The following is a 22,282-nucleotide window of genomic DNA, read 5'->3' on the forward strand; positions in this document are numbered from 1 at the left end:
CTGGTTTGTAATGTCCGCTTTCTCCATTCTGGCGCTGGCCAGCAGTGGTCTGGCTGCGGCGGGCTGCCTTCAGTCCATTGCCGGGGCCTCCCTGCTGGCGCGCTTCCGCCGCACGGAGCGCCGGCCCGTTACCCTCAAACCCCTGCCGCCGGTAACCGTCCTCAAACCTCTTTACGGGGATGAGCCGTTACTGGAAGAAGCGCTGGAAAGCTTCTGTACGCAGGACTATCCCGAATTCCAGATTCTGTTTGGCGTGCGGGACCATGATGATCCCGCCATCGACATCGTTCATCGCCTGCAGGCGCGGCATCCGCATCTGGACATGCAGCTGATCGTGGACCCGACTGTTCATGGTCTGAACCGCAAGATCAGCAATCTGATGAACATCCTGCCGTATGCCCGGCATGATCTGCTCATCATTTCCGATTCTGACATTCATGTCAGCCCGGATTACATGCTGCATATCGTCAGCGCCCTGCACAAACCCAATACCGGTCTGGTCACCACGCTTTATGCTGGTCTGCCTGCGCATAACACCATTGTGCAGATGCTGGCCGCTTGCCAGATCAATCATAATTTTCTGCCCGGCGTGCTGCTCTCCCGTTATCTGGGCCGGCAGGACTGTCTGGGCGCCACCATGGCGCTGCGGCGCGATGTGCTGGAGGCCGTCGGCGGTCTTGAGGCGCTGCTGCCGCATGTGGCGGATGATGCCCTGCTGGGGCGGCTGGTCCGCCTGCTGGGCAAAGATATCACCATTGCCGACTGCCTGACCTGGACCACCATCGGTGAGCCCAACTTTGCAGAACTGCTCTCCCATGAACTGCGCTGGGGCCGCACGGTCTGCACGCTGGCTCCGGCTGGCTATGGGGCCTCCTCCATTCAGCTCCCGCTGTTCTGGGCCACACTGGCTATCCTGTTTCAGCCCCACGCCCTCTGGCCACTGGTGCTGTTTGGGTGCGTCTGGGCCATCCGGGTTGTTACGGGGCTGGTCATTAACCGCGCCGTAGGCTCGCGCCCCCTCTGGCCGCTGCTGTTGCTGCCGGCGCGGGACTGGCTTTCCGCCGCTATTATGGTGGGCAGCGCCAGTGGTACCCGGGTGGACTGGCGGGGGCAGACCATGCACGTTGCTCCCCACCCGGTCGGGCCTCCTCCGGCCAGCCAATTATCACCGGAAGGCTGAGACGGGTTGTCTCGCCTCTTCCGCAAGAGTAAATCCCTACCCATATTCCTCTGATTAACTCAGATCACATGCCCTGGCAGGACACAGAACAATGATGAGAACCCTCTTTCTCCAGCCTCCGTCCTTTGATGGCTTCGATGGCGGAGCTGGTTCGCGCTATCAGGCAAAGCGCGAAATCAAATCGTTCTGGTATCCGACATGGCTGGCCCAGCCGGCCGCCATGGTGGAAGGCAGCCGCCTGATTGACGCTCCCCCGGCCCGCATGGGCATGGAGCCGATTCTGGAAGACGTGAAGAACCGCGATCTGGTGATCCTTCACACCTCCACCCCGTCCTTCGCCAAGGACGTTCAGGTCGCCCAGATGCTCAAGGACGCCAACCCGAACCTGAAAATCGGGATGGTTGGGGCCAAGGTTGCCGTACAGCCGGATGAAAGCCTGCTGAAGGGTGCGCCGATCGACTTCGTGGCGCGCAATGAATTCGACTACACCATCAAGGAAATTGCTGAAGGCCGTGACCTGAAGGATGTAGACGGCATTACCTGGCGGAACGAGAAGGGTGAGATCATCACCAATCGTGACCGCGCCATGATTGAAGACATGGACAGCCTGCCCTTCGTGACCGAAGTGTACAAGCGCGATCTGAAGATTGAAGATTACTTCATCGGCTATCTGATGCACCCGTACATTTCCATCTATACGGGCCGTGGCTGTAAATCCCGCTGCACCTTCTGCCTGTGGCCGCAGACAGTGGGTGGCCATCGCTACCGCACACGCAGCCCGGAGCATGTGGCTGCGGAAATCCGTCTGGCGAAGCAGTATTTCCCGCAGGTTAAAGAATTCTTCTTTGATGATGACACCTTCACCGATGACCTGCCCCGTGCAGAAGCTATTGCGCGTGAGCTGGGTAAGCTGGGTGTGACGTGGTCCTGTAACGCCAAGGCCAATGTACCGCGTGAGACGCTGAAAGTCCTGCGTGACAACGGCCTGCGCCTGCTGCTGGTTGGCTATGAAAGCGGGAACCAGCAGATCCTGCACAACATCAAAAAAGGCATGCGTGTTGAAGTCGCGCGGGAGTTCACCAAGAACTGCCACGAGCTCGGCATCAAAATTCACGGCACCTTCATTCTGGGTCTGCCGGGCGAAACGAAGGAAACCATTCAGGAAACCATCAACTTCGCCAAGGAAATTAACCCGCATACGCTACAGGTTTCTCTGGCCGCACCGTACCCCGGCACAGCCCTGCACAAGCAGGCGACGGAAAACGGGTGGCTGGACGAAAGTAATGCGGAACTGATTGACGAAAACGGCGTGCAGATGGCTCCGCTGCACTACCCGCATCTGTCCCACACGGAAATCTTCAACAGCGTGGAAGAATTCTACAAGAAGTTCTACTTCCGCGCGCCGAAGATTGCCTCCATCGTGAGCGAAATGGTCCGTTCCCCGCAGATGATGAAACGTCGCCTGCGTGAAGGTGTGGAGTTCTTCCACTTCCTGCGCGACCGTAACGCCGCCTGATTCTCCCTCATCATGCCTCCGCCCGGCCTTAGCTGCGCGGGGGCAGAGTTTTTTAGCCTATGAAGCGCGCCATAATTTCTGCCGATGATTTCGGCTTGTCGGTTGAAGTCAACGAGGCGATTGAAATCGCTCATCGTGACGGCCTGCTTTCCACAGCCAGTCTGATGGTGGCTGGCCCGGCGGCGGACGACGCCATTGAGCGTGCCAAACGCCTGCCCACTCTGGGCGTCGGCCTGCATCTTGTGGTGATTGAGGGCGCCTCCGTGCTCCCGCACCAGCGCTTGCCGCTTGTCACCGGCCCGAATGGCTGGTTTTCCTCCTCACAACTTGGGCTGGGTGTCGACTATTTCTTCCGCCCGGAAGGCCGCAAGGAACTGGCGGCAGAAATTACTGCGCAGTTTGAAGCCTTTGCCCGCACGGGCCTGCGGCTGGACCATGCCAATGCCCACAAGCACATGCATCTGCACCCCACTGTGGGCCGCATGATGATTGATATTGGCCGCCGCTACGGGCTGCGCGCTGTGCGTGTGCCGCTGGAACCGCCAGAACCGCTATACGCGGCAGGCACCTATACCGATACCCTGGGCGATGCCGCCCTCCGCCGCTGGACAAAGCTGCTCCGCTATCAGGCGCGCTCGGCTGGCATGGCGACCAATGACTGGTGCTTTGGTCTGGCATGGAGCGGCCATATGACGCCGGATCGGGTTGCGGCTTTAGCCGCCCATCTGCCCGAAGGTGTTTCGGAAATCTATTTCCATCCCGCCACCCACAAGAATGCTTTGCTGCAAAAACTGATGCCTACCTATGAGCATGAGGCAGAATTTGATGCCCTCTGTTCCAGTGGGTTCCGCACCGGGCTGGAACAAGCCCATGCCACGCCTTGCGGATGGCAGGACATTTTACCTGTCTGAACACACCCATGTTATAACAACTTGTTATAATATGATATATTTACCACAATTTTCGCAATTTGCAGCTCTCCTCCACTCAAGATCCTGTCATACCTTGCGGAGCGCGTTGACCGGTCCTCTGCTTTCTGATTGTAATTCTGACTGACCAGTTAAATAACAATAAAGAAACGGTCTCCTTATTATGTCAGAATGCCTCTTCCCGCATTCGTTCTGCCAGACGGCATCTTATGCTGTCTTACGGGAAGAACGGATTAAAGGACTGCCCTTTTTTTCTGCCCGCACTCCGGTCAGGCTGGTAGCAACGCTTGCCAGCCGTCAGCTATGGTCCGCAAAAATGGCGTGTCTACAGGTGCCTGCCGGGCACGTATTCCTACGCCAGCTATAAGGCAACGGCAGGCTTGGATGCCTGCGTGCCTGAATGGCTCAGATGCCCGGACATCCTCGGTTTTAGCCGTTTTTGTCCGGTCCATATCCCCCATAAAAATCAAAAAGACTGAATGCGGATATGATCTCACACAGACCACGCTGCCCTACGCCGCGCCGTGCCTCACTGCGTGCCCGGTTCTGTTTTGCCTCAACGCTGGTGGGCCTGCTGGGCCTGAAGGCAGGCGCTCCTCTGGCGTATGCTGCCCCCCTTACCTCGCAAACGCCAGTCGCTCCCGTCTCGGACGTCATCATCAGCCCGAACAGCAAGGCGCGCGCCAATCCACCGATGTCAGACCGTCCTGTGGATGCGGAAGCCATGGGGCCGGAACTCTCGGCAATCCGACGGCCGCCCAATACGCCTATTCCGCCCAGTGGTGTGCCGTTGCTGCCAACCGCAGGCTTTGCAACCATGAGCTTCACGCCTCTGATGCCGTCGGAAGACAAGAACTCCGCCCATCAGATTGAGCTGGACGCACTGCTGCCGAGCGAAGGCCCCTCCGCCCTGCTCCCGCCTCGTCTCGACGCACTACGCGACTCTGACCTGAATGACCCGTACTACGTGCCAACGGCGGGCTCCGGGCACCTGTTGCGGGCTATTGACCCCATGCGGGAATGGTTACGCAAGCGCGGCTTTACCTTCTCCTTCTCCTACAAAGGGGAAGCGATGGGGCTGATGAGCGGCGGCATCGAAAAAGGCATGAGCTACGTGCATGAACTGACGTTGCAGGCCATTTTCGATCTCCAGAAAATGGCCGGGCTGAACGGGTGGTCCGTGCATACACTGGTCATGGAACGCGCCGGGAAGGCCATTCAGAACGGGCGCGTGGGTGAATATTATGTCGCACTGCAGGAGGTCTATAGCCTGTCCGGCAACGTGGCCGCGCATCTGGTGGATTTCTACGCCGAGAAGAAAATGATGCAGAACCGGCTGGACCTCACCTTTGGCCGTATGTCGCTCACCCATGTGTTTGCAACGTCACCGCTGCTCTGCTCCTTCATGGTCACCTGCTCAGCCCCCGTTGGCCTCAAGCAGAATCCTGCCATGAGCGTGTATCCCAAAGCCACATGGGGTGGCCGCCTGCGCTTCCGCCCCACGCGTGATACCGCCGTACAGGTCGGGGCCTATTCCGTCAGTGCGCTGACGGACAACCCCAGCGGCTGGGCATGGGGCGCGGAAAACACGACCGGGCTTTCTCTGCCCATCGAATTCACCTGGCAGCCGTTTTTGACCCGCAACCGTATGCCTGGCCATTACGTGATTGGCTATGCGCATGACACCACGCGCTATGCCGACAAGATCAGCTCGGTTTATCCCGTCAAACTGGCGGATGTCCGGCGCGGCACACGTTCTGCCCCGGCCGACATGATGTGGGTGGAAGCAGACCAGATGGTGTATCGTCTGGGTGGTCGTAACATGATGGCCGGTGGCTATCTGATGGCGGGCTATGTCCACACTACACCCCACGTTGCGAACATTTCTGATCAGGCTTATGGCGGCTTTTCCATGGTCGGCATGATCCCCGGCCGCCTGACGGACCGGTTTGGCGTGCTTTACTCCTGGTATCACGTCAGCCACCGGCGGCGGCTTAGCCAGCAACTGGCGCAGGATGCCGGCCTGCCTCTGGGCTCCAGTATTCATGGCGTGCAGAACAGCTCTCACATTATCGAGGCTTATTACGGCATTGATGCCTTCCCCGGCATCCTGATCCAGCCGGAATTTCAATACATGATCCACCCCGGCGAAACGCACCGTATTCCCAACGCCGCCATGGCGGGGCTGAAGCTGATCGCCAACCTCTGATGAGCCACAAAGACTGAGACCAGAAGCAGGATGCAGGCCTGATACAGACTGCATCCTGCTAGAATACCAGTTTGTGCCGGGAATGCCCCCACCGGACCCTAGGCATGGCAGCATCGCTCTGCTACTCAGCAGGACGAACGTTCATTTCTGCGATCCTGGCATGACTGATACGCCTTCTTCCTCCTCGTCCGGCACCCGACTGTCTCCCAAAGCGGAGACGGCGCGTGCAGAGCGCGCGGCCCGTCAGGCTGCCGCCCTGCGAGCCAACCTGCGCAGACGCAAACAGCAGGCGCGCAGCAGAGAAGAGATGGAAGCCGAGGCCCCCATCAGCCAGCCGGACGCCTCTTCCTCACCTTCCGGGCCGGATGAACGTACGGCCCAACAGACCTCATCCGCTCAAAACGACCCGGATAATGGAGATATGCCACCATGCCAGTGATGCCCGATACATGGATCCGCCGTATGGCGCAGGATCACGGCATGATCGAACCGTTTGTCGAATCCCAGAAGCGCGAAGGCGTGATTTCCTACGGCCTGTCCTCCTACGGCTATGATGCCCGCGTGGCGGATGACTTCCGTATTTTTACGGATGTGAACAACGCCATTGTGGACCCCAAGAACTTCAGCCCCGATGGTTTTGTGTCCCGCAAAGCAGATGAGTGCATCATCCCGCCCAACAGCTTTGTGCTGGCACACACCATTGAATATTTCCGCATCCCGCGGGATGTGCTGGTGGTCTGCCTGGGCAAATCCACCTATGCGCGCTGCGGCATTATTGTGAACGTGACCCCGCTGGAACCGGAATGGGAAGGCCAGGTCACCATCGAGATCAGCAACACCACACCGCTGCCGGCCCGCATTTATGCCAATGAGGGTATCTGCCAGTTCCTGTTCTTCAAGGGTGAAACCCCGTGTGAGACCAGCTACGCAGACCGCTCCGGCAAATATATGGGCCAGCGTGGCGTTGCCACGCCGCGTATGTAAGCCCATGGATCGGTTTATTATTCGGGGTGGTCGCCCCCTGCATGGCGAAATCACCATTGGTGGCGCGAAAAACGCTGGGCTGAAACTGCTGGTTGCTGGTCTGCTGACCTCCGAACGGCTGGTGCTGACCAACGTGCCGCATATTGCCGATATCGCCACCATGCAGGCCCTGCTGCGCCAGCATGGCCTGACCGTGGAAACGGTGGACGGTGACAAGACAAAGCTTTCTGTTGGTGGTGAGATTACCAGCACGGAAGCGCCTTACGATATCGTCTCCAAAATGCGTGCCTCCATTCTGGTGCTCGGCCCCCTGCTGGCCCGCTGCCGGGAAGCCCGCGTCTCCCTGCCCGGTGGCTGCGCCATTGGCACCCGCCCGGTGGATCTGCACCTCAAGGGGCTGGAAACACTCGGCGCCAAGATCACGCTGGAAAACGGCTACATCAACGCCCGCGCACCCAACGGCCTGACGGGTGACCGGATTGTGCTGCCGTTTGCCTCCGTGGGGGCCACCGAAAACCTGATGATGGCTGCCACGCTGGCCCATGGCCGCACGGAAATTGTCAACGCCGCGCGCGAGCCGGAAATGGTGGATCTGGCAGACTGCCTGAACGCCATGGGCGCGCGCATTACCGGCGCTGGCACCGGGCACATCATTATTGATGGTGTCGAAGCTCTGCACGGCGCGGAACACCGCATCATGCCGGACCGGATTGAGTGCGGCACCTATGCCTGCGCCGCGGCCATTACCGGCGGAGACCTCCGCCTTGTAGGCGGCAGCGTGGACCATCTGGGCGCTGTGGTCCGGGCTTTTGAAGAAGCCGGTGTGGAAGTCACGCAGGAAGGTGATGCCATGCGGGTGCGCCGCACCGGTGCGCTACGCGGCATTGATATCATGACGGAACCCTATCCGGGCTTCCCGACCGATATGCAGGCCCAGTTCATGGCGCTGCTCTCCGTGGCGGAAGGTGCGTCCATGATTACGGAAACCATTTTTGAAAACCGGTTCATGCATGTGCCGGAACTCAACCGGATGGGTGCCCGCATTAACGTGCATGGCTCTTCCGCCATTATCCGTGGCGTGCACAGCCTGTCTGGCGCCCCTGTGATGGCGACGGACCTGCGGGCCTCCTTCTCCCTCATTCTGGCAGGCCTTGCCGCGCATGGGGAAACCATCCTCAGCCGCGTCTATCATCTGGACCGTGGCTATGAAGCTGTGGAACGCAAGCTGGCCGCCTGTGGCGCCCAGATTGAACGCGTCAAAGGCTAACCGTCTTTCTGCGAGGCTGGTTGGCATTCTGCCTACAGCCTCGCCGCAGAATTTTCCCTTTCCCGACAAAACACCGCCGCACGGACGCATGCCACGCACCCTTTTTGTCATGGTGTCAGACCGGACAAGACTACGCTGCCCAGCATATCCGAGGCACTTTTGCCCCGCAGGGATACACCACCAAAGGTTACGCCCCGCTCCACGCCTCTCTGAAACAAAGACCCGACTCCCTCCATCCGGATCTCTGCTCCATGTTTAAAGCCGCTCCCAAATTCCTGCTTGGCGCCCTGCTGCTTTTAACCGGCTGTTACAATATCGGATCCCGGCGGCTGGATCAGGATCAGAGTGATTATTCCTTCGCGCTTATCACCGCAGGTAAACGCCAGACGCTGCTGAATATTGTGCGCCTCCGCTATGCCGATACACCGGGCTTTCTGGACACTACACAGCTTATTTCCGGCTATCAGCTACAACGGAGTTTTGCTGTGGGCGTTGGTACAGCAAGCCCCGTCAGGCCGAGCGGCAATGCCGGAATCCAGTTTCAGGAAAGCCCAACCTTTACCTTCCAGCCTGTCACGGGCGATGCCTATGCGCAAAGCTTCCTGCGCCCCATGCCGATTGGCAGCCTGCTCCCACTGGCCATGGGTGGTCTGCCGATTGATGTGCTGTTCCGGCTGGCAGTGCAGTCGGTCAATCTCATCAGCAATGCCGGGTCCATTGGGGGCGATGTTGGACGCGGCTCCCCGGAATTTTTTGAACTCATTCATGACCTGCGCGTGTTGCAGGTTGCCGGGCTGCTCGGCATACAGCTTGAGCATAGCGCGGAAATTCCTGGAAAAACGCCTTCTTTTGACCGGGTTTTCCTAAACGTTTCCTCCACAGACAATCCCATTCTGGCAGAAACTGTTTACGAAACACGCCGCTTTTTCCAGATGAAGCCCAAAGACGAGCGTGTGGAAGTGGTCTACGGCGCAGGCCAGCCGCGCCCGGGGCAGATCCGCATTCTGACCCGCACCATGCTGGGCGCACTGGGGCAGATTGCCTATCAGATTGACGTGCCGCAGGATGATATTACGTCCGGACGTACCCAGCCCAGAATTCAGCTCATTGGGCGTGAGACAAAACCGATTGTGGTTGTGCATGTTGGTAAAACGGTGCCGGACAACACTTTCACCTCTGTCCAGTATGATAAGAAATATTACTATATTTCCGAAAATGACTTTGACAGCAAACTGGCCTTTACAATGCTGCAAATTCTTCTGGAACTTTCCAAAACGACCAAGAGCCCGGGAACGATTGTCACAATTCCCGTCAATGGGTGAGCCAAACAGCGCCTGCCTCCTGAAGCATACCTCATAAAAAAAGCCGGATCAGGACTTCCCCGATCCGGCTTTTTCTAAGCTTCAGGCTGGTGTTATTCCCACCAGACTGACAGGGAGCGCACACCCTGCGCACCACGGATCAGCACGCCCTGAATATCTGCCGTGGCAGACGGGCCAGTCATCAGCACACCGTAGTTTGCCGTATGGAATTCCGGCCGCTCGACATAGGCTGTGTGCATATTGGCTGTCAGATTTTTCTCGGACAGAATAACTACAATATGCTGTGTCAGATGCGCGGCAGAATTCAGGCTGTTCAGCTGGGCTTCACTTAAAAAGATAGATCCCATTTCTGAAATCCCGAACGGGCTGCGCACCACCAGCACATCCGTCGCAGCTGCCTGCTGCGGAGACGTCACATCTTCCAGACGAATGGTGCCTTCAAAATCCGGCACAGCGGAGCAGATGATTTTGGCATCTGGAAAGCGCCGGGCAATGGCCGTTGCCAGCGTATCGCCTTCCTGCGGCAGTAGGATCTGGCCGCCCAGAAGCTGAAGCGCATCTTCAAAACGCGCTTTACCGGCATCCATATCACCCAGCACGGCAACGGGGGGCAGTTCATGCGCAGCAGGGTCCGGGCGGTTGGCCCGGAGCGTTGCCAGAATTGTGTCGCGGGAACTCATCAGGCTTTCCCTCCCTGTGACTCTTTTTTGTCTTTAAGGCGGTTTTTCTTATACCAGCTATGGAAGGTCTGCTTGACCGGATGCGGCAGCTCGCGATGTTTGCCCCACGGGTTCAGCCAGTTATACAGCACAAAGCGCGGCAGGGTGCTCAGAGCGACTTCCGTGCCGTTAATAGCCGTGCGGTACAGGGTCGGCTGGCCCATCAGCTTACCGGCCATATGCATGATTTCCCGTTTCACAAACGGCAGTTCATGATGTTCGGCCAGCACACGACGCCATTTATAAAGCTGCTCGTGAATGTTGATCTTGACCGGGCAGACGTTTGTGCAGCTCCCGTTCATGGTGGAAGCAAACGGAAGCGTGCTGTATTTCCGCTCGTTAAAGGTCGGGTCAATAATCGCGCCAATCGGGCCGGAATAAACGGCACCGTAGGACAGACCACCGGAACGACGATACACCGGGCAGGTGTTCATGCAGGCGCCACAACGAATGCATTTGAGCGACGTCCAGAACTCTTCCATCCCCAGACGCGCAGAGCGGCCATTATCCACCAGCACGATATGCATTTCGCCGCCCTTCTGCGGGCCACGGAAATGCGTGGTGTACTGTGTGATGGGAGACCCCAGCGCACTGCGGGACAGCAGGCGGATAAACACACCCATATCCGCCATGCGGGGCACAATGCGCTCAATCCCCAGAGTGGCAATATGCAGGTTGGGGACGGTAGCGCTCAGATCCGCGTTACCTTCATTGGTGCAGACCACAAAGGTCCCGGTTTCTGCCACCAGGAAGTTACCACCCGTCATCCCGGCATCGGCTGTCAGAATAACCGGGCGGGCGGCCATACGCTGCGATTCCGCCAGAGACTGCGGGCTGTCGTCGTTCGGGTCGGTATTGTAATTTTTGGCAAAAATCTTCGCCACATCTGGCACCAGCTTATGCACGGCGGGCACCACAATATGGCTCGGCATCTGGCCATCAAGCTGCTGAATGCGCTCGCCCAGATCTGTTTCCGTCACGGTCACGCCGCGCGGTTCCAGATAAGCGCGCATGTCGCACTCTTCCGTGACCATGGATTTGCTTTTGATCAGCGACTTTGCGCCATGCTTTTCCAGAATTTCGCCAACAATGCGGTTATGTTCCGCACCATCCGCAGCCCAGTGAACATGAATGCCGTTCTTTTTGGCATTAGCTTCAAACTGCTCCAGATATTCGGGCAGATTGGCCAGCGTATGCTCTTTAATGGCGGACGCCCGGCTGCGCAGCTCCTGCCATTCCGGCAGCAGGTGCATCTGCTGGTCGCGCTTCTGGCGCATGTCCCACAGCCGCTCATCATGGAAGGTCAGATGCGGGGCATCGTCCAGAAATTCTTCCGCCGCTTTGGCGTGATTGACGGGTTTGACCTTCATGACCGCGCTCCATTCAGAATTTCAGCGATATGAATAAAGCGGATAGGCACACCGCCACGTTCTGCACAGCCCTGCTGGTGCATGGTGCAGGACGTATCCGCCGAGACAATATATTCCGCACCGGCCTGATAATGATCCTTGACTTTATCCAGCCCCATACGAGCGGACACAGCCTCTTCCGTTACCGAGAACGTGCCGCCAAAGCCGCAGCATTCATCAGGGCGTTTAGGGGTTGCGAAGGAAATACCCTTAACCTTGGTGAGCAAATCCATCGGCTTGGAGAAATACGGCTCACCCAGTTCGGACATGCTGGCCGTGCGCAGGGCACGCAGGGTGCCGCAGCTGTTATGCAGGCCAACCTTGTGCGGGAATTCGGCCCAGGGGAATTCTTCAACCTTCAGAACATCGTGCAGAAATTCGACCAGCTCAAACGTGTTTTTGCGAACGTGTTTGACCTCTTCCGTCTGGGGGATGGCATCAAAATTATCCCGCACATGGTGTGTGCAACTGCCCGACGGCATGACAATGGCATCATACTTGGCAAAGTTGCGCACAAAGAGGGCTTCTGCTGCGGCGGCGTCCGAATTACAGCCAGAGTTGGCCATGGGCTGACCACAGCAGGTCTGATCCATCGGGTATTCCACGTCCTGCCCCAGCTTTTCCAGCAGTTCCAGCGTGGCAATACCCGCGTTTGGATAAAACGCATCAATATAACACGGAATAAAAAGACCTATTTTCATGCAAACCCCCGACGGTAGAACAGGTTTTCAGCCTGTTGTAATCATGATCTCAACAAGAGAGGGGCCATCGGAAGCCAGCGAAGCCTCAATGGCGGGTGCGATATCAGAAGCGCGTGTCACCCGGCAGGATGGCACACCCATGGATTTCGCCATGGCCTGATAGTCGATACTCGGATTAACAATATCCATGGCCGGATATGTTCCCTCACGTGCAGAAAGGTAATCTTTCTGTTGTCTCATGAAGTTTTTGAGAACGTTATATTCCTGATTGTTCATCACCACGAACGTAACAGGAAGTTTTTCATGCGCGGCGGTCCAGATGGCCTGCGGAGAATAGAGCGCAGCCCCATCCCCCACTAGAGAGACCACGCGGTCCCGGCCCAACCCCAGAGAAGCCCCAACAGCTGCGGGCATCCCCCAGCCAAGAGCACCACCGCGCAAAAAAGAATACTGGCCAGCCCATGAGCTTTCCAGAAACAGTCGCACGTCGGACGAGGTGGCAATCGCCTCATCCACAATCGCCACATCCGGACCAATAGCACGCACAGCCTCCCATGCCGCCACACGCGGCGGGATAGCGGCCTCGTTGCGCCGGGCCTTGGCTTCCGCCACAGCCTCGGCCCGCTGGGCACGCCGTGCCTGCGCCACCTGCTCGGCCTGTACGGCATAATCTGCCTGATGCGGCGTTGCAGCCTTCCGGAGCATCGGCAGCAACGCCTGCAGGGAGGCCTTGATATCCCCCACAACAGAGAGCGGCGTGTTAAAGGTGCGGCCAAGGTCACGCACATCGGACGACATCTGATACACAGAGCAGCCCGGCGGCAGAGCGGGGCCTTCCGTGTAGAGAATGGTGATGAGCGATTTGCCACCGAGTGCGAAAATCGCATCATAGGCGCTTAGACGTTCAGAAATAGCTGTGGCCTGCGTTGGCATATTTCCACACCAGAGCGGATGCGCCGTAGGAAACGGCACACGAGACGGCCAGGATGACCCAAAGACCGGGGCTCCCAGACATTCCGCAACGGCAGCCACTTCTGCTGCGGCATCGGACGCATAGACTTCATCGCCCGCAATCAAGGCAATACGACCCGGCGCGATGCTCGTCAGAGCTTTAGCCAGATCGTCCAGCCCGCCCGCCACAGAGGACCGGTTGATGACGGACGGGGTACCGATATCCACCCCGCTCATTTCTTCCATTACATCCATGGGCAGGGAGAGAAAAACCGGTCCAGCTGGTGCAGCCATGGAGTCGTGAAAGGCGCGACGCAGCAGAACAGGCAACTGGTCCGCATGGGCCACTTCCTGCGCCCATTTTACGGCGGGACGGGCAATCTGCACCAGATCCCCAAACAGGAGCGGATCGGAAATAGTATGGCGGGAATCCTGCTGGCCAGCGGTGACAACCAGCGGCGTCTGGGAAACACTGGCATTCAGCAAATTGCCCATACCATGCCCCAGCCCACCGGCGGTGTGCAGGTTCAGGAAGCCGGGTTTGCGAGCCGCCTGTGCATAGCCATCTGCCATGGCCACCACACTGGCTTCCTGCAGGCCCAGAATATAGGAGACGTTCGGGATTTCCAGCAGGGCATCCATCAGTGGCAATTCGGTTGTGCCCGGATTGCCAAAAATATAGTCGACACCCTCACTGCGCAGAATTTCGAGCAACACAGCTGCCCCGCGCCGCATGCCACTCTGCCCGGCTGCATCAAGCGATGAAATCTGCATTCCGATTATCCTTCTGTTGTGCCCTGCAAAGACCTGTCCGCCTGAACTTTCAGGCAGCATCGCCCTTTATGGCACCCCATCTGTCATCTGGTAACTGCCCCTCAACACCAGAGGGAACAGCGCAGACTCTCTCTGCCAACGGGCACTCACGCCCGGAGGTCCGGCAAAGATGATGATCTTCCTGCATAATCAGCCCTTAATCTGCATATGGCGCTTTCTGTTATAACAGAAAGCGCCACATTAAAACAGTTAGAAACAGATTTCTGCTCTGAAAGTTATCAGGCTGCTGCGGAAGTTTCCCCAAGCTGAGCCAGCGGCTTCATCAGCAGGTGGTTCTGGGAGTAATCAACCGGCACAGCAATCACCACCGGGCCTTCAATATCCATGGCGGCCTTCAGAGCCTTACCAACGCCATCCGCGGATGTGACGGTAATCCCCTTGGCGCCACAGGCTTCTGCATACATGGCGAAGTCGATCGGCCCGAAGTCCACACCGGATCCACGGCCATATTTCTTCTTCTCCTGCATTTCCACCATGTTGTAGGCCTGATCGATCCAGACCATGTGGATCAGGTTACATTTCAGGCGCACAGCTGTTTCCAGTTCCATGCTGGACATCATGAACCCACCATCACCGGAAATGGAAATGACCTTCTGCGCCGGGTTCACCAGACTGGCGGCAATGCCCCACGGCAGGCCGACACCCATGGTCTGCTGACCATTGCTGATCAGAACCTGACGCGCACGGAAGGACAGCAGATACCGCGCCAGCCAGATATGGAACGTGCCCATATCAAGACACAGCGTGACATCCGGTGTGACAATCTGTTCCAGCTCCCGCACAATCTGCAGCGGATGCACCGCCGTGTTGCTCGTGCTGCGGGCATCACGCAGCGCGCCGGAGCGGGCAGCCTTGTAGCCTTCCAGAATGGCTTCCAGTTCCGGCGCACGGGCCAGCTTGCCTGCTTCCTTCGCAAGGGCTTTGACCGTCGGGGGGATTTCACCCACCAGTTCAACAACCGGGACGAAAGCGTTATCGAGTTCAGCCGCAACAATATCAATATTGATGATCTTGCGGGCGTCATTCACGTTCCACAGCCAGGGATCATATTCCACCGGGTTGTAGCCCACGGTCACAACCACATCGGCTTCATGCAGAAGCTGATCACCATGCTGGTTGCGGAACAGCCCAACGCGGCCACCAAAACGGTCCACCAGTTCATGCGAGACCGCACCAGCAGCCTGATAGGTGCCCACAACCGGCACGCCCGTGGTTGCCACAAAAGCACGCACAGCTTCCGCCACATCCGGACGGCTGGCCAGCAGGCCCAGCAGAACTACCGGACGCCTGGCGTTTTTCAGCAGTTTAGCAGCTTCTGCAATCGCCTCCGCTGCAGCGGTACCACTTTTCGGCACAGCACGGTCCGCCAGCACAGGCGCATCAGCCGGCATGGACAGCACATCCATCGGCGTGCTGACAAAAGACGCACCCGGACGGCCACTTTCTGCAAAGCGGAAGGCATTGGCCATGACTTCAGAAATTGCCAGCGGGTTGGTAATTTCCACGCTGTATTTGGTGATCGGCTTGAACAGGCTGACGGTATCCATCGTCTGATGCGTCAGCTTCAGCCGGTCAGCCAGCTTCACCGCACCACCAATGGCCAGAACCGGGTCACCTTCTGAGTTTGCCGTTGCCAGACCTGTCACAAAATTGGACGCACCCGGGCCGGACGTTGCAATTGCCACACCCGCCTTACCTGTCAGACGGCCAAGGCCACCGGCAATAAAGGCTGCGTTCTGTTCGTGCCGTGTCACCACCGTTTCAATGGGGGAATCAACCAGCGCGTCAAACAGACGGTCAACTTTGGCACCGGGAATCCCGAAAACATGGGTTACGCCATGTGCCACAAGATTTTTGACAATAAGCTCCGCACCGCATTGTGCGGCGTGATCAGAAGGCTTGGTCATTTCTTTAAGTCCTGCAAAAAGACCACTGCACACGGGGCGCAGTGGTCAAAAAAAGCTTCAGCCGCCTTCGGCAATCCGAATAGCTTCACTCAGATGCTCAGGATTAAGGTTTGCTTTTGCAAACTGTTCTGTGCGCGGCAGCTGAATTTCAAGATCGGAGATCACGGCAACCTCAAGCTGACCACGCACCAGCCGGTATTCCGTCACGTGACCACCGCGTTTCTGGTCTTCCGTCAGGAAGTGCAGATGGTAGCCCGCCACGTTCACACCCTGCATATAAACCGGGGTGCGGAAGCCGATCATGGTGCCGGTCACGGATTCCATGGTCAGAGTGGGCTGCTTTTTCACAACATCCAGCATATGCGGATAGGGCTTGCACTGGCAGAACACCGTGCGCGTATCGACCCGCTCAAACTGGCCCGTAAAGCGAACGGCACCAAACAGGTTGGGGTTACCCACCAACTGGTCGACCAGCGCTTCAAATGTTTCTTTTGTCTGCGGTGTATCAATATTGAGCGTTTTTTCCGGCTCAAAATATGTCACGCAGGCAAAAGGTGTTTTGAGAGAACCGGGAACCTCGGCAGCCTGCCCTTCCGCACGGAACTGGCGTGCGACACCATCGGTCACAATCATTTCGCCATCCAGAGCGTTGAACGTGCCAAGGCCGAAATTGCCGTGATGCAGCACTTCGTCCAGCGTGGTTTCGCCATCGTACACGGCATCCAGCAGAGCGGCCATGGTGGAGGTCTGGTAAAGACGGTTGGCGACGGGTTTCTTACCCACACCGTTTCCGAGTGCAGAAGACCGAACGTCCATGTCTGCCACCGGGCTGTTCTTCATGCTGCGCACTGTTCCAAACTCATTGTTGCTGATCTCAATGACACAGACGTTATTACAGCGGGATCTAGTCTTCCAATATATATTGAACGCATTATCCATATCCTATAAATATGGCACATGGATATCAGACACCTGCGCTACTTTGTAACCGTGGCTGACCACGGCAGTATTACCCGGGCTGCAGAAGAGCTGGGGATGGAACAGCCGCCCCTCAGCCAGCAGATCAAGCAGCTGGAGCAAAAACTGGGCGTAGCCCTGTTTGAACGGCAGACGCGCGGTGTGAAGCTGACCGAAATTGGCGCGACCCTCCTGCCCCGCGCCCGCACCATTCTGGACCTGCAGGCCCAGTTTCTGGTGACCGCCCACGGTCTGGCCCGGGGTGAGCTGGGACATATCCGGCTGGGGCTGGCCGGGGCTGTGCCGCTTCTGCCGCTTATTCCGCTGGCCATCCGCCGCTTTCGGGAAAGTGCGCCTGATGTCACTCTTTCTCTGGAAGAAAGCAATACGCCTGCTTTATGTGCCGCGTTGCACGACCACAGCACAGATCTCGCCATTATCCGCCCCCCCGTGCCGGACCCGACTCGCCTTTCCGTTTTTCATCTGCTGGATGAGCCCACCGTGATTGCTCTGCCACGCGGGCACCGGCTTGCGCATCATCCTGTTATCAGTCTGGATATGGTCGCCAAGGACCCGCTGATTATCTTCCCGCGTGAACTGGGTCCGGGGTTTCATGACGCCATTCTTTCCGCCTACCAGCTGGCAGGAGTCACACCCCCTATGGGGCAGCAGGCACCACAGATTGCTGGCACTGTGCCTCTGGTTGCAGCAGGGCTGGGCGTGTCTGTTGTGCCCCGCTCGCTCAGCCAGATTCATGCGGGGGGTGTGACATTCCACACCCTGAGCGAACCTGCGCCACGCGCCACACTAGCCGTTGCCATTCGCTCCGGCCAGAACATGCCGCTGGTATCGCGCTTTGTAAAAATTCTTCGTACAGCCTGCCGCAAGTGGGAAAATATGAGCCTTGAAGACCAGTTTCCCGCAGCTGACGTATAATATCTCCGGGCCTTGCCATCCAGCAAAGCCCGGAAAACAAACCTTACAGACCGACAAGTTTCCTGAGAGCCGGTTCCGCCACAATCATCAGTCCACCCGGCGGGAAGCTGGTGCCGGAGAAAGACCCGGAGACATCGGCCGAGCTGTTGATGAGTGTGTCTTCCTGATCAAAAATTGTTTTGTCAGCAGGGGAAAGTTTCTTCTTATGCCCATTGAGGGCATTCAGCCCTGCTCCGGCCATAACTGCAAGGTTATGAGAGGTCGGGATTGCTTCTGAGAGGCCTCGCGCCGTCGCCACCTGCTGGAAAGCAGCATCATTATCCCGCCAGACCTGCATCTGGGCTTTCAGAGCCGGTGCCACGGAATGGTCCCCGGCAACATACTGATCAACCAGCATGCTGAACCGCACAGCGGGGAATGGATCGGGAGATGTGACTTCCCCAATCTCATCCAGTGCATTGTCACGATGGCTGACATAGCGATTCATGACGTAATTGCGCAAAGGTACCGTCGCACTCGCCAGACACTCCACCGGGTCAGCATTGCCGGGTGAGAGCCGCAGCGCCATCCGGTGCGTGTTGGCTTGTGCCTGCAGGCCGGTAATCTGCAATTCCGTGTCCACCACCGCAAGACGACGATACATATCGTTCACATCTCGCACAGAGGCCGGAGACCAGAACCGCTCGGCAATGGCGGCAGCACGCGGCCAGTAACGGGCATCCAGCATCTCGTCCGTGACCAGTTCGGACCACAGAGGCGCTTCCCCGCCCAGAATATACTGCTTCTGCTCGTCTGTCAGAGGGGCCGGAGCGGGTTCTTTGAGGAACGCATTGACCAGATCAGGCCGGCCACCTTTAGCCAGAAGCTTGTCCGCCTGCTCACGCGTGATGCCGTTAGCTGCCGGGTCATAGGGGTCCACCAGATAGTGCTGGGCGGCTGGCTGAAGCAGATCAAGATAATAGCCAGCCGAGACAATCACCGGGTGATGATCAGCTGAAGCAGATGCCAGGAATTTTGAACTTCTCCAGACATCCACAACAACGTCCTTGGGAATAGGTGCTTCACTCACCTCATCCCAGCCGACCATGATTTTACCCTGATCAGCAAGAACCTTCTGAACCTCTGCCGTAAAGTGCGCCTGCAAAGCCTGCGGCGTGGCAAAGCCATTGTCCTTCATATAGGCAACAATTTTCGGATTTTTCATCCACTCTCTGGGGTCCACTTCATCCCCGCCGGAATGGAAGTAGGCATCCGGGAACAGTTTACCCATTTCTGCATACAGTTTGCGGACAAAGCGCAGCGTGCCGGGTATCGTCGGGTCCAGCGCGGCATTGTTCTTGTTTTTAGGCTCAGGATTAACGGGGCTTTGCGCCGCCAGTTCAGGATGCGCCAGCAGGAATGCCAGTGCATGCCCCGGCACGTCAAACTCCGGCACAATACGAATCCCGCGATCAGCCGCGTAAGCCACAAGATCTTTCAAGTCACGCTGCGTATAATACTGGCCGTGCGAGCCTTTTTCCGTCAGCTCCGGAAACTTTTTGCTTTCAACCCGGAACCCTGTGCCATCGCTCAGATGCAGATGCAGCACGTTCATCTTGAGCAATTCCATAGCATCCAGCTGCCGCTGAAGCGTTGAAACCGCCATAAAATGCCGGGATGTATCAATCATGATGCCACGCCAGGGGAAGCGCGGACTATCGGTAATTTCAGCAAACGCCAGCTGCGGCCCGTTCTCGCCGCGTGTCACAAGCTGCGCCAGCGTTGCCAGCCCATGCAGAACCCCATCCGGGCCTTCTGCCGTCAGCGTTACACCGGACGCATTCACTTGCAGACTGTACTTTTCCTTAGCATGGACCGTCAGCGCATCCCGGTCTTCACCCACCTGAATATGCACGGGAATACTGGTAACTGGGCCAGCCAGATCCTTCTGCTGGGGAAGGACGCGTCCGGCAAGTGCATCAATCCGATGTGTAAAACGGTCCGCAGCACGGCTGAGCAGGGCAGACGGTTTCTGGTCCCACAGGATGGTCATGCCGCCATTCAGCGGCAACGCGCCATTAGGTAAAGAGACAGACGCCGGAACTGGCATAAGAGCGGGTGTCGCCGTCGCAACACCGGCAGAGAATGCCACCGGCGCGACACCTTGCGTGGCGGCGTAGGCCGGAGCCACTGCCAGCGTCAGAACAGCGGCGCTGCCCAAAAGCACGCGACGAAATTTTGAAAAACTCTGTTTTGTCATGCTGCGTCCTATTCTTTTGAACAACGGTGCTGCGTTAGCTGGCCGTGCGTCTCTTGTGTTCTGCTCTAGGCAGAAAGAAATGTGCGCAGCTCGGGATCATGCTGCATCTGCCAGAGAATGGCCTCTCGCTGTGTCAGGCGTGAAGCGGCGGCCTCATCCAGCAGCACAAGACAGTGTGGATGGAGTTGCAAAGCAGACCCCGGCACCAGCGCACTGACTGGCCCTTCAATCACCCGCGCCACGATATCGGCCTTTGCTTCTCCCGTGACCACCAGAAGGGCTTCCCGTGCGTCCAGAATGGTGCCGGTTCCCATGGTCAGCGCCCGTGCGGGCACCTGCTCCATATCGTTATTAAACATCCCGGCATTCTGTCTAAGGGTGGCCTGCGCCAGTGTCACCACATGGGTGCGGCTGTTCAGAGCGGAAAGGGGTTCATTAAACCCGATATGGCCGTTCTCCCCCAGCCCCAGCAGCTGGAGGTCAATGCCACCTGCCTGAGCAATCCGGCCTTCGTAAGACTGTGCTTCAGCTTCCACATCCGCAACAGCACCGTCCGGAACATGCGTGTTATCCACTGGAATATTGATCAGCTGGAACAGATGGGTCTGCATATAATAGCGATAGGACTGAGGGTGATCCGCCGTCAGGCCGATATACTCATCCAGATTGAAGGTGGTGACACGGCTGAAATCCAGAGTCTGCTGCTGCGCCGTTTCCGCCAGCTGGGCATAAATAGCTTCCATAGTGCGGCCTGTTGCCAGCCCCAGCACGGATGTCGGTTTGCTTTTAACCTGTTGCGCAAGAACCTGTGCCGCCAGCCGCCTTGTTTGAGCTGCATCGGAACATATGACGATTTTCATAAAAAATCAGTCTCCAACCGAAGTAATCAATGATTTTGGAGCAGACGCACCTGTTTTGGCACGCAGGGCAAGGGCCCATACGGCGATAAACAGATACGCCGGAATGACCAGCGCCATAAAGGCATACAAATTCCCCAGTATGGGGGCAATGTGGACAAAAATCTGCGGCAGCACAGCACCACCAGAATAGGCCATAACCAGAAAAGCGGTTGCCTTTGCGCCATCTGACCCGGCCTCTGCCAGCACAATGGGGAAAAGGGCTGGCAAAATCATGGCGTTGGCAAAACCCAGCAGGGCGACACAGAAAACCGGGATGAGACCGGGCGCCACAAGAGCCACAAGGCAGATGAGAATACCCAGAACACAGCAGGTGAGCATATACGCATCCTGACTGATGAAGCGCGGCACAACAAGCATGCCCGCCAGATAGCCCAGCATCATGGAGGCCAGTGTAAGCGCTGTCAGATATTTGGTAATGTCCAGAGATAACCCAAAAGCATGACCAAACAGGCCAATGGCATCCCCGGCCATCACCTCGACCCCGACATAGAGGAACATGGCGAACACCCCGGTGATCAACCAGCCCGGCTTTGCCTTACGTGTTGGCGCATCCTGCGGGCCCTCGGCATCAAGAGTAATCTCCGGCAACGGTGCGCGCGCCACGAGAATGGCCAGCAGCACCAGCAGCCCCGCCATGACCTGATAGGGCACGTGCACCGCGTGCGTAAACTGCGTGAGAACGGCATCACGCACCGGGCCTGCGGGCGTGTTGCTGATATTGGCCACCACCTGCCCCACATCCGGCATGACAATCAGCGCGAACAGAACCGGGGCGACTATTCCGGCAAATTTGTTGGCAATCCCCATGATGGCAATGCGTTGCGCAGCACGGTCATGGTCACCCAGCAGACTGACGTAAGGATTAACCGTAATTTGCAGGAGAGAAAGACCCGCACCGATGACACTCAGCCCACTCAGAGCCCCTGCATACCAGCGGCCATTAACACATTCCCCAAACAGCAAGGTTCCAGCGGCCATAATAGCAAGCGCGACAACCAGACCCCGCCGTAGGCCAATGCGTCGTGCCAGTAACGTGGCAGGCAGCGGGAACACAAGATAGGCCAGATAAAAGCAGACAGGCACCAAAAAGGACGCCACATCACTCAGATTGAAAGCGATCTGGACAAAGGTGATCAGCGGTCCGTTCAGCCAGGTCACAAAACCGATACTGAAAAACAGGGCTGCCATCATCAGCACGGGCCGCCAGCCATACGCACCTGCCGGACTTGCAATCGGAAACCTCAGCACGCCGCACTCCTTCAGCAACGGGCCGGAGACGAACTCCGGCCCCAATCGACCTGT

At 57.7% G+C, this 22,282-nt stretch carries 18 protein-coding genes; 9 read left to right on the plus strand and 9 right to left on the minus strand.

Annotation, left to right across the window (positions count from 1 at the left end; genetic code table 11):
- Positions 1–10 precede the first annotated feature (10 nt).
- The 8 genes from hpnI to KP703_RS08520 all read left to right on the plus strand — a co-directional run bounded on the left by hpnI (position 11) and on the right by KP703_RS08520 (position 9,407).
- Complete coding sequence (hpnI, locus tag KP703_RS08485; protein WP_062141955.1) at positions 11–1,180, plus strand: bacteriohopanetetrol glucosamine biosynthesis glycosyltransferase HpnI; 1,170 nt, start codon at positions 11–13, stop codon at positions 1,178–1,180.
- A 91-nt stretch (positions 1,181–1,271) separates the two neighbouring features.
- On the plus strand, positions 1,272–2,696 hold the full coding sequence (gene hpnJ / locus KP703_RS08490; RefSeq protein ID WP_043550193.1) for a hopanoid biosynthesis associated radical SAM protein HpnJ: 1,425 nt from the start codon (positions 1,272–1,274) through the stop codon (positions 2,694–2,696).
- A gap of 59 nt (positions 2,697–2,755) precedes the next feature.
- Complete coding sequence (gene hpnK, locus KP703_RS08495) at positions 2,756–3,607, plus strand: hopanoid biosynthesis-associated protein HpnK (RefSeq protein WP_215754501.1); 852 nt, start codon at positions 2,756–2,758, stop codon at positions 3,605–3,607.
- 505 nt (positions 3,608–4,112) lie between these two features.
- On the plus strand, positions 4,113–5,834 hold the full coding sequence (locus KP703_RS08500) for a carbohydrate porin (protein WP_215754502.1): 1,722 nt from the start codon (positions 4,113–4,115) through the stop codon (positions 5,832–5,834).
- Between the two features lie 160 nt (positions 5,835–5,994).
- A complete protein-coding gene (locus tag KP703_RS08505) occupies positions 5,995–6,273 on the plus strand; it encodes a hypothetical protein (RefSeq protein WP_082779638.1) in 279 nt (92 codons plus the stop codon).
- Positions 6,264–6,818: a dCTP deaminase gene (dcd, locus tag KP703_RS08510; protein WP_043550190.1), complete on the plus strand. Its 555-nt coding sequence runs from the start codon at positions 6,264–6,266 to the stop codon at positions 6,816–6,818. The genes KP703_RS08505 and dcd overlap by 10 nt, the downstream gene beginning before the upstream one ends.
- Before the next feature lie 4 nt (positions 6,819–6,822).
- A complete protein-coding gene (gene murA, locus KP703_RS08515) occupies positions 6,823–8,085 on the plus strand; it encodes a UDP-N-acetylglucosamine 1-carboxyvinyltransferase (protein WP_062141957.1) in 1,263 nt (420 codons plus the stop codon).
- 251 nt (positions 8,086–8,336) lie between these two features.
- On the plus strand, positions 8,337–9,407 hold the full coding sequence (locus KP703_RS08520; RefSeq protein WP_062248449.1) for a hypothetical protein: 1,071 nt from the start codon (positions 8,337–8,339) through the stop codon (positions 9,405–9,407).
- Positions 9,408–9,499: 92 nt separating this feature from the next.
- Here the strand turns inward: KP703_RS08520 and KP703_RS08525 are convergent, their stop codons facing one another.
- The 6 genes from KP703_RS08525 to budA form a co-directional block, all read right to left on the minus strand.
- A complete protein-coding gene (locus KP703_RS08525; protein WP_061506107.1) occupies positions 9,500–10,087 on the minus strand; it encodes an LUD domain-containing protein in 588 nt (195 codons plus the stop codon).
- Positions 10,087–11,496 carry a lactate utilization protein B gene (locus KP703_RS08530; RefSeq protein WP_062274835.1) on the minus strand — a complete coding sequence of 470 codons (1,410 nt, stop codon included), beginning with the start codon at positions 11,494–11,496 and terminating at the stop codon, positions 10,087–10,089. Before KP703_RS08530 ends, KP703_RS08525 begins: the two co-directional genes overlap by 1 nt.
- The gene (locus KP703_RS08535; RefSeq protein ID WP_062141960.1) at positions 11,493–12,236 is read right to left on the minus strand and encodes a (Fe-S)-binding protein; all 744 of its coding nucleotides are present in this window, start codon (positions 12,234–12,236) and stop codon (positions 11,493–11,495) included. Before KP703_RS08535 ends, KP703_RS08530 begins: the two co-directional genes overlap by 4 nt.
- A 27-nt stretch (positions 12,237–12,263) precedes the next feature.
- Entirely contained in the window at positions 12,264–13,961 is a 1,698-nt protein-coding gene (locus KP703_RS08540) for a thiamine pyrophosphate-binding protein (protein ID WP_215754503.1), read from the minus strand.
- Between the two features lie 278 nt (positions 13,962–14,239).
- Positions 14,240–15,928, minus strand: a complete 1,689-nt coding sequence (alsS, locus tag KP703_RS08545) for an acetolactate synthase AlsS (RefSeq protein WP_062141962.1) — start codon at positions 15,926–15,928, stop codon at positions 14,240–14,242.
- A gap of 57 nt (positions 15,929–15,985) precedes the next feature.
- Positions 15,986–16,768 (minus strand): acetolactate decarboxylase, encoded by a 783-nt coding sequence (budA, locus tag KP703_RS08550; RefSeq protein WP_062141963.1) that lies wholly within the window; start codon positions 16,766–16,768, stop codon positions 15,986–15,988.
- A 117-nt stretch (positions 16,769–16,885) separates the two neighbouring features.
- Between budA and KP703_RS08555 the strand changes: the two genes are divergently transcribed.
- Positions 16,886–17,821 (plus strand): LysR family transcriptional regulator, encoded by a 936-nt coding sequence (locus KP703_RS08555; RefSeq protein WP_062274845.1) that lies wholly within the window; start codon positions 16,886–16,888, stop codon positions 17,819–17,821.
- A 43-nt stretch (positions 17,822–17,864) separates the two neighbouring features.
- Here the strand turns inward: KP703_RS08555 and KP703_RS08560 are convergent, their stop codons facing one another.
- From KP703_RS08560 to gluP, 3 genes are all read right to left on the minus strand, one after another.
- Positions 17,865–20,060 (minus strand): beta-N-acetylhexosaminidase, encoded by a 2,196-nt coding sequence (locus KP703_RS08560; protein WP_215754504.1) that lies wholly within the window; start codon positions 20,058–20,060, stop codon positions 17,865–17,867.
- A 65-nt stretch (positions 20,061–20,125) separates the two neighbouring features.
- Positions 20,126–20,920 (minus strand): glucosamine-6-phosphate deaminase, encoded by a 795-nt coding sequence (gene nagB / locus KP703_RS08565; protein WP_215754505.1) that lies wholly within the window; start codon positions 20,918–20,920, stop codon positions 20,126–20,128.
- Between the two features lie 6 nt (positions 20,921–20,926).
- Positions 20,927–22,228, minus strand: coding sequence for a glucose/galactose MFS transporter (gene gluP / locus KP703_RS08570; RefSeq protein WP_373687461.1), 1,302 nt, complete (start codon positions 22,226–22,228; stop codon positions 20,927–20,929).
- Between the last annotated feature and the right edge of the window lie 54 nt (positions 22,229–22,282).

It is taken from the genome of Acetobacter sp. P5B1 (genome assembly GCF_018811985.1).
GTDB lineage: Bacteria > Pseudomonadota > Alphaproteobacteria > Acetobacterales > Acetobacteraceae > Acetobacter > Acetobacter cerevisiae.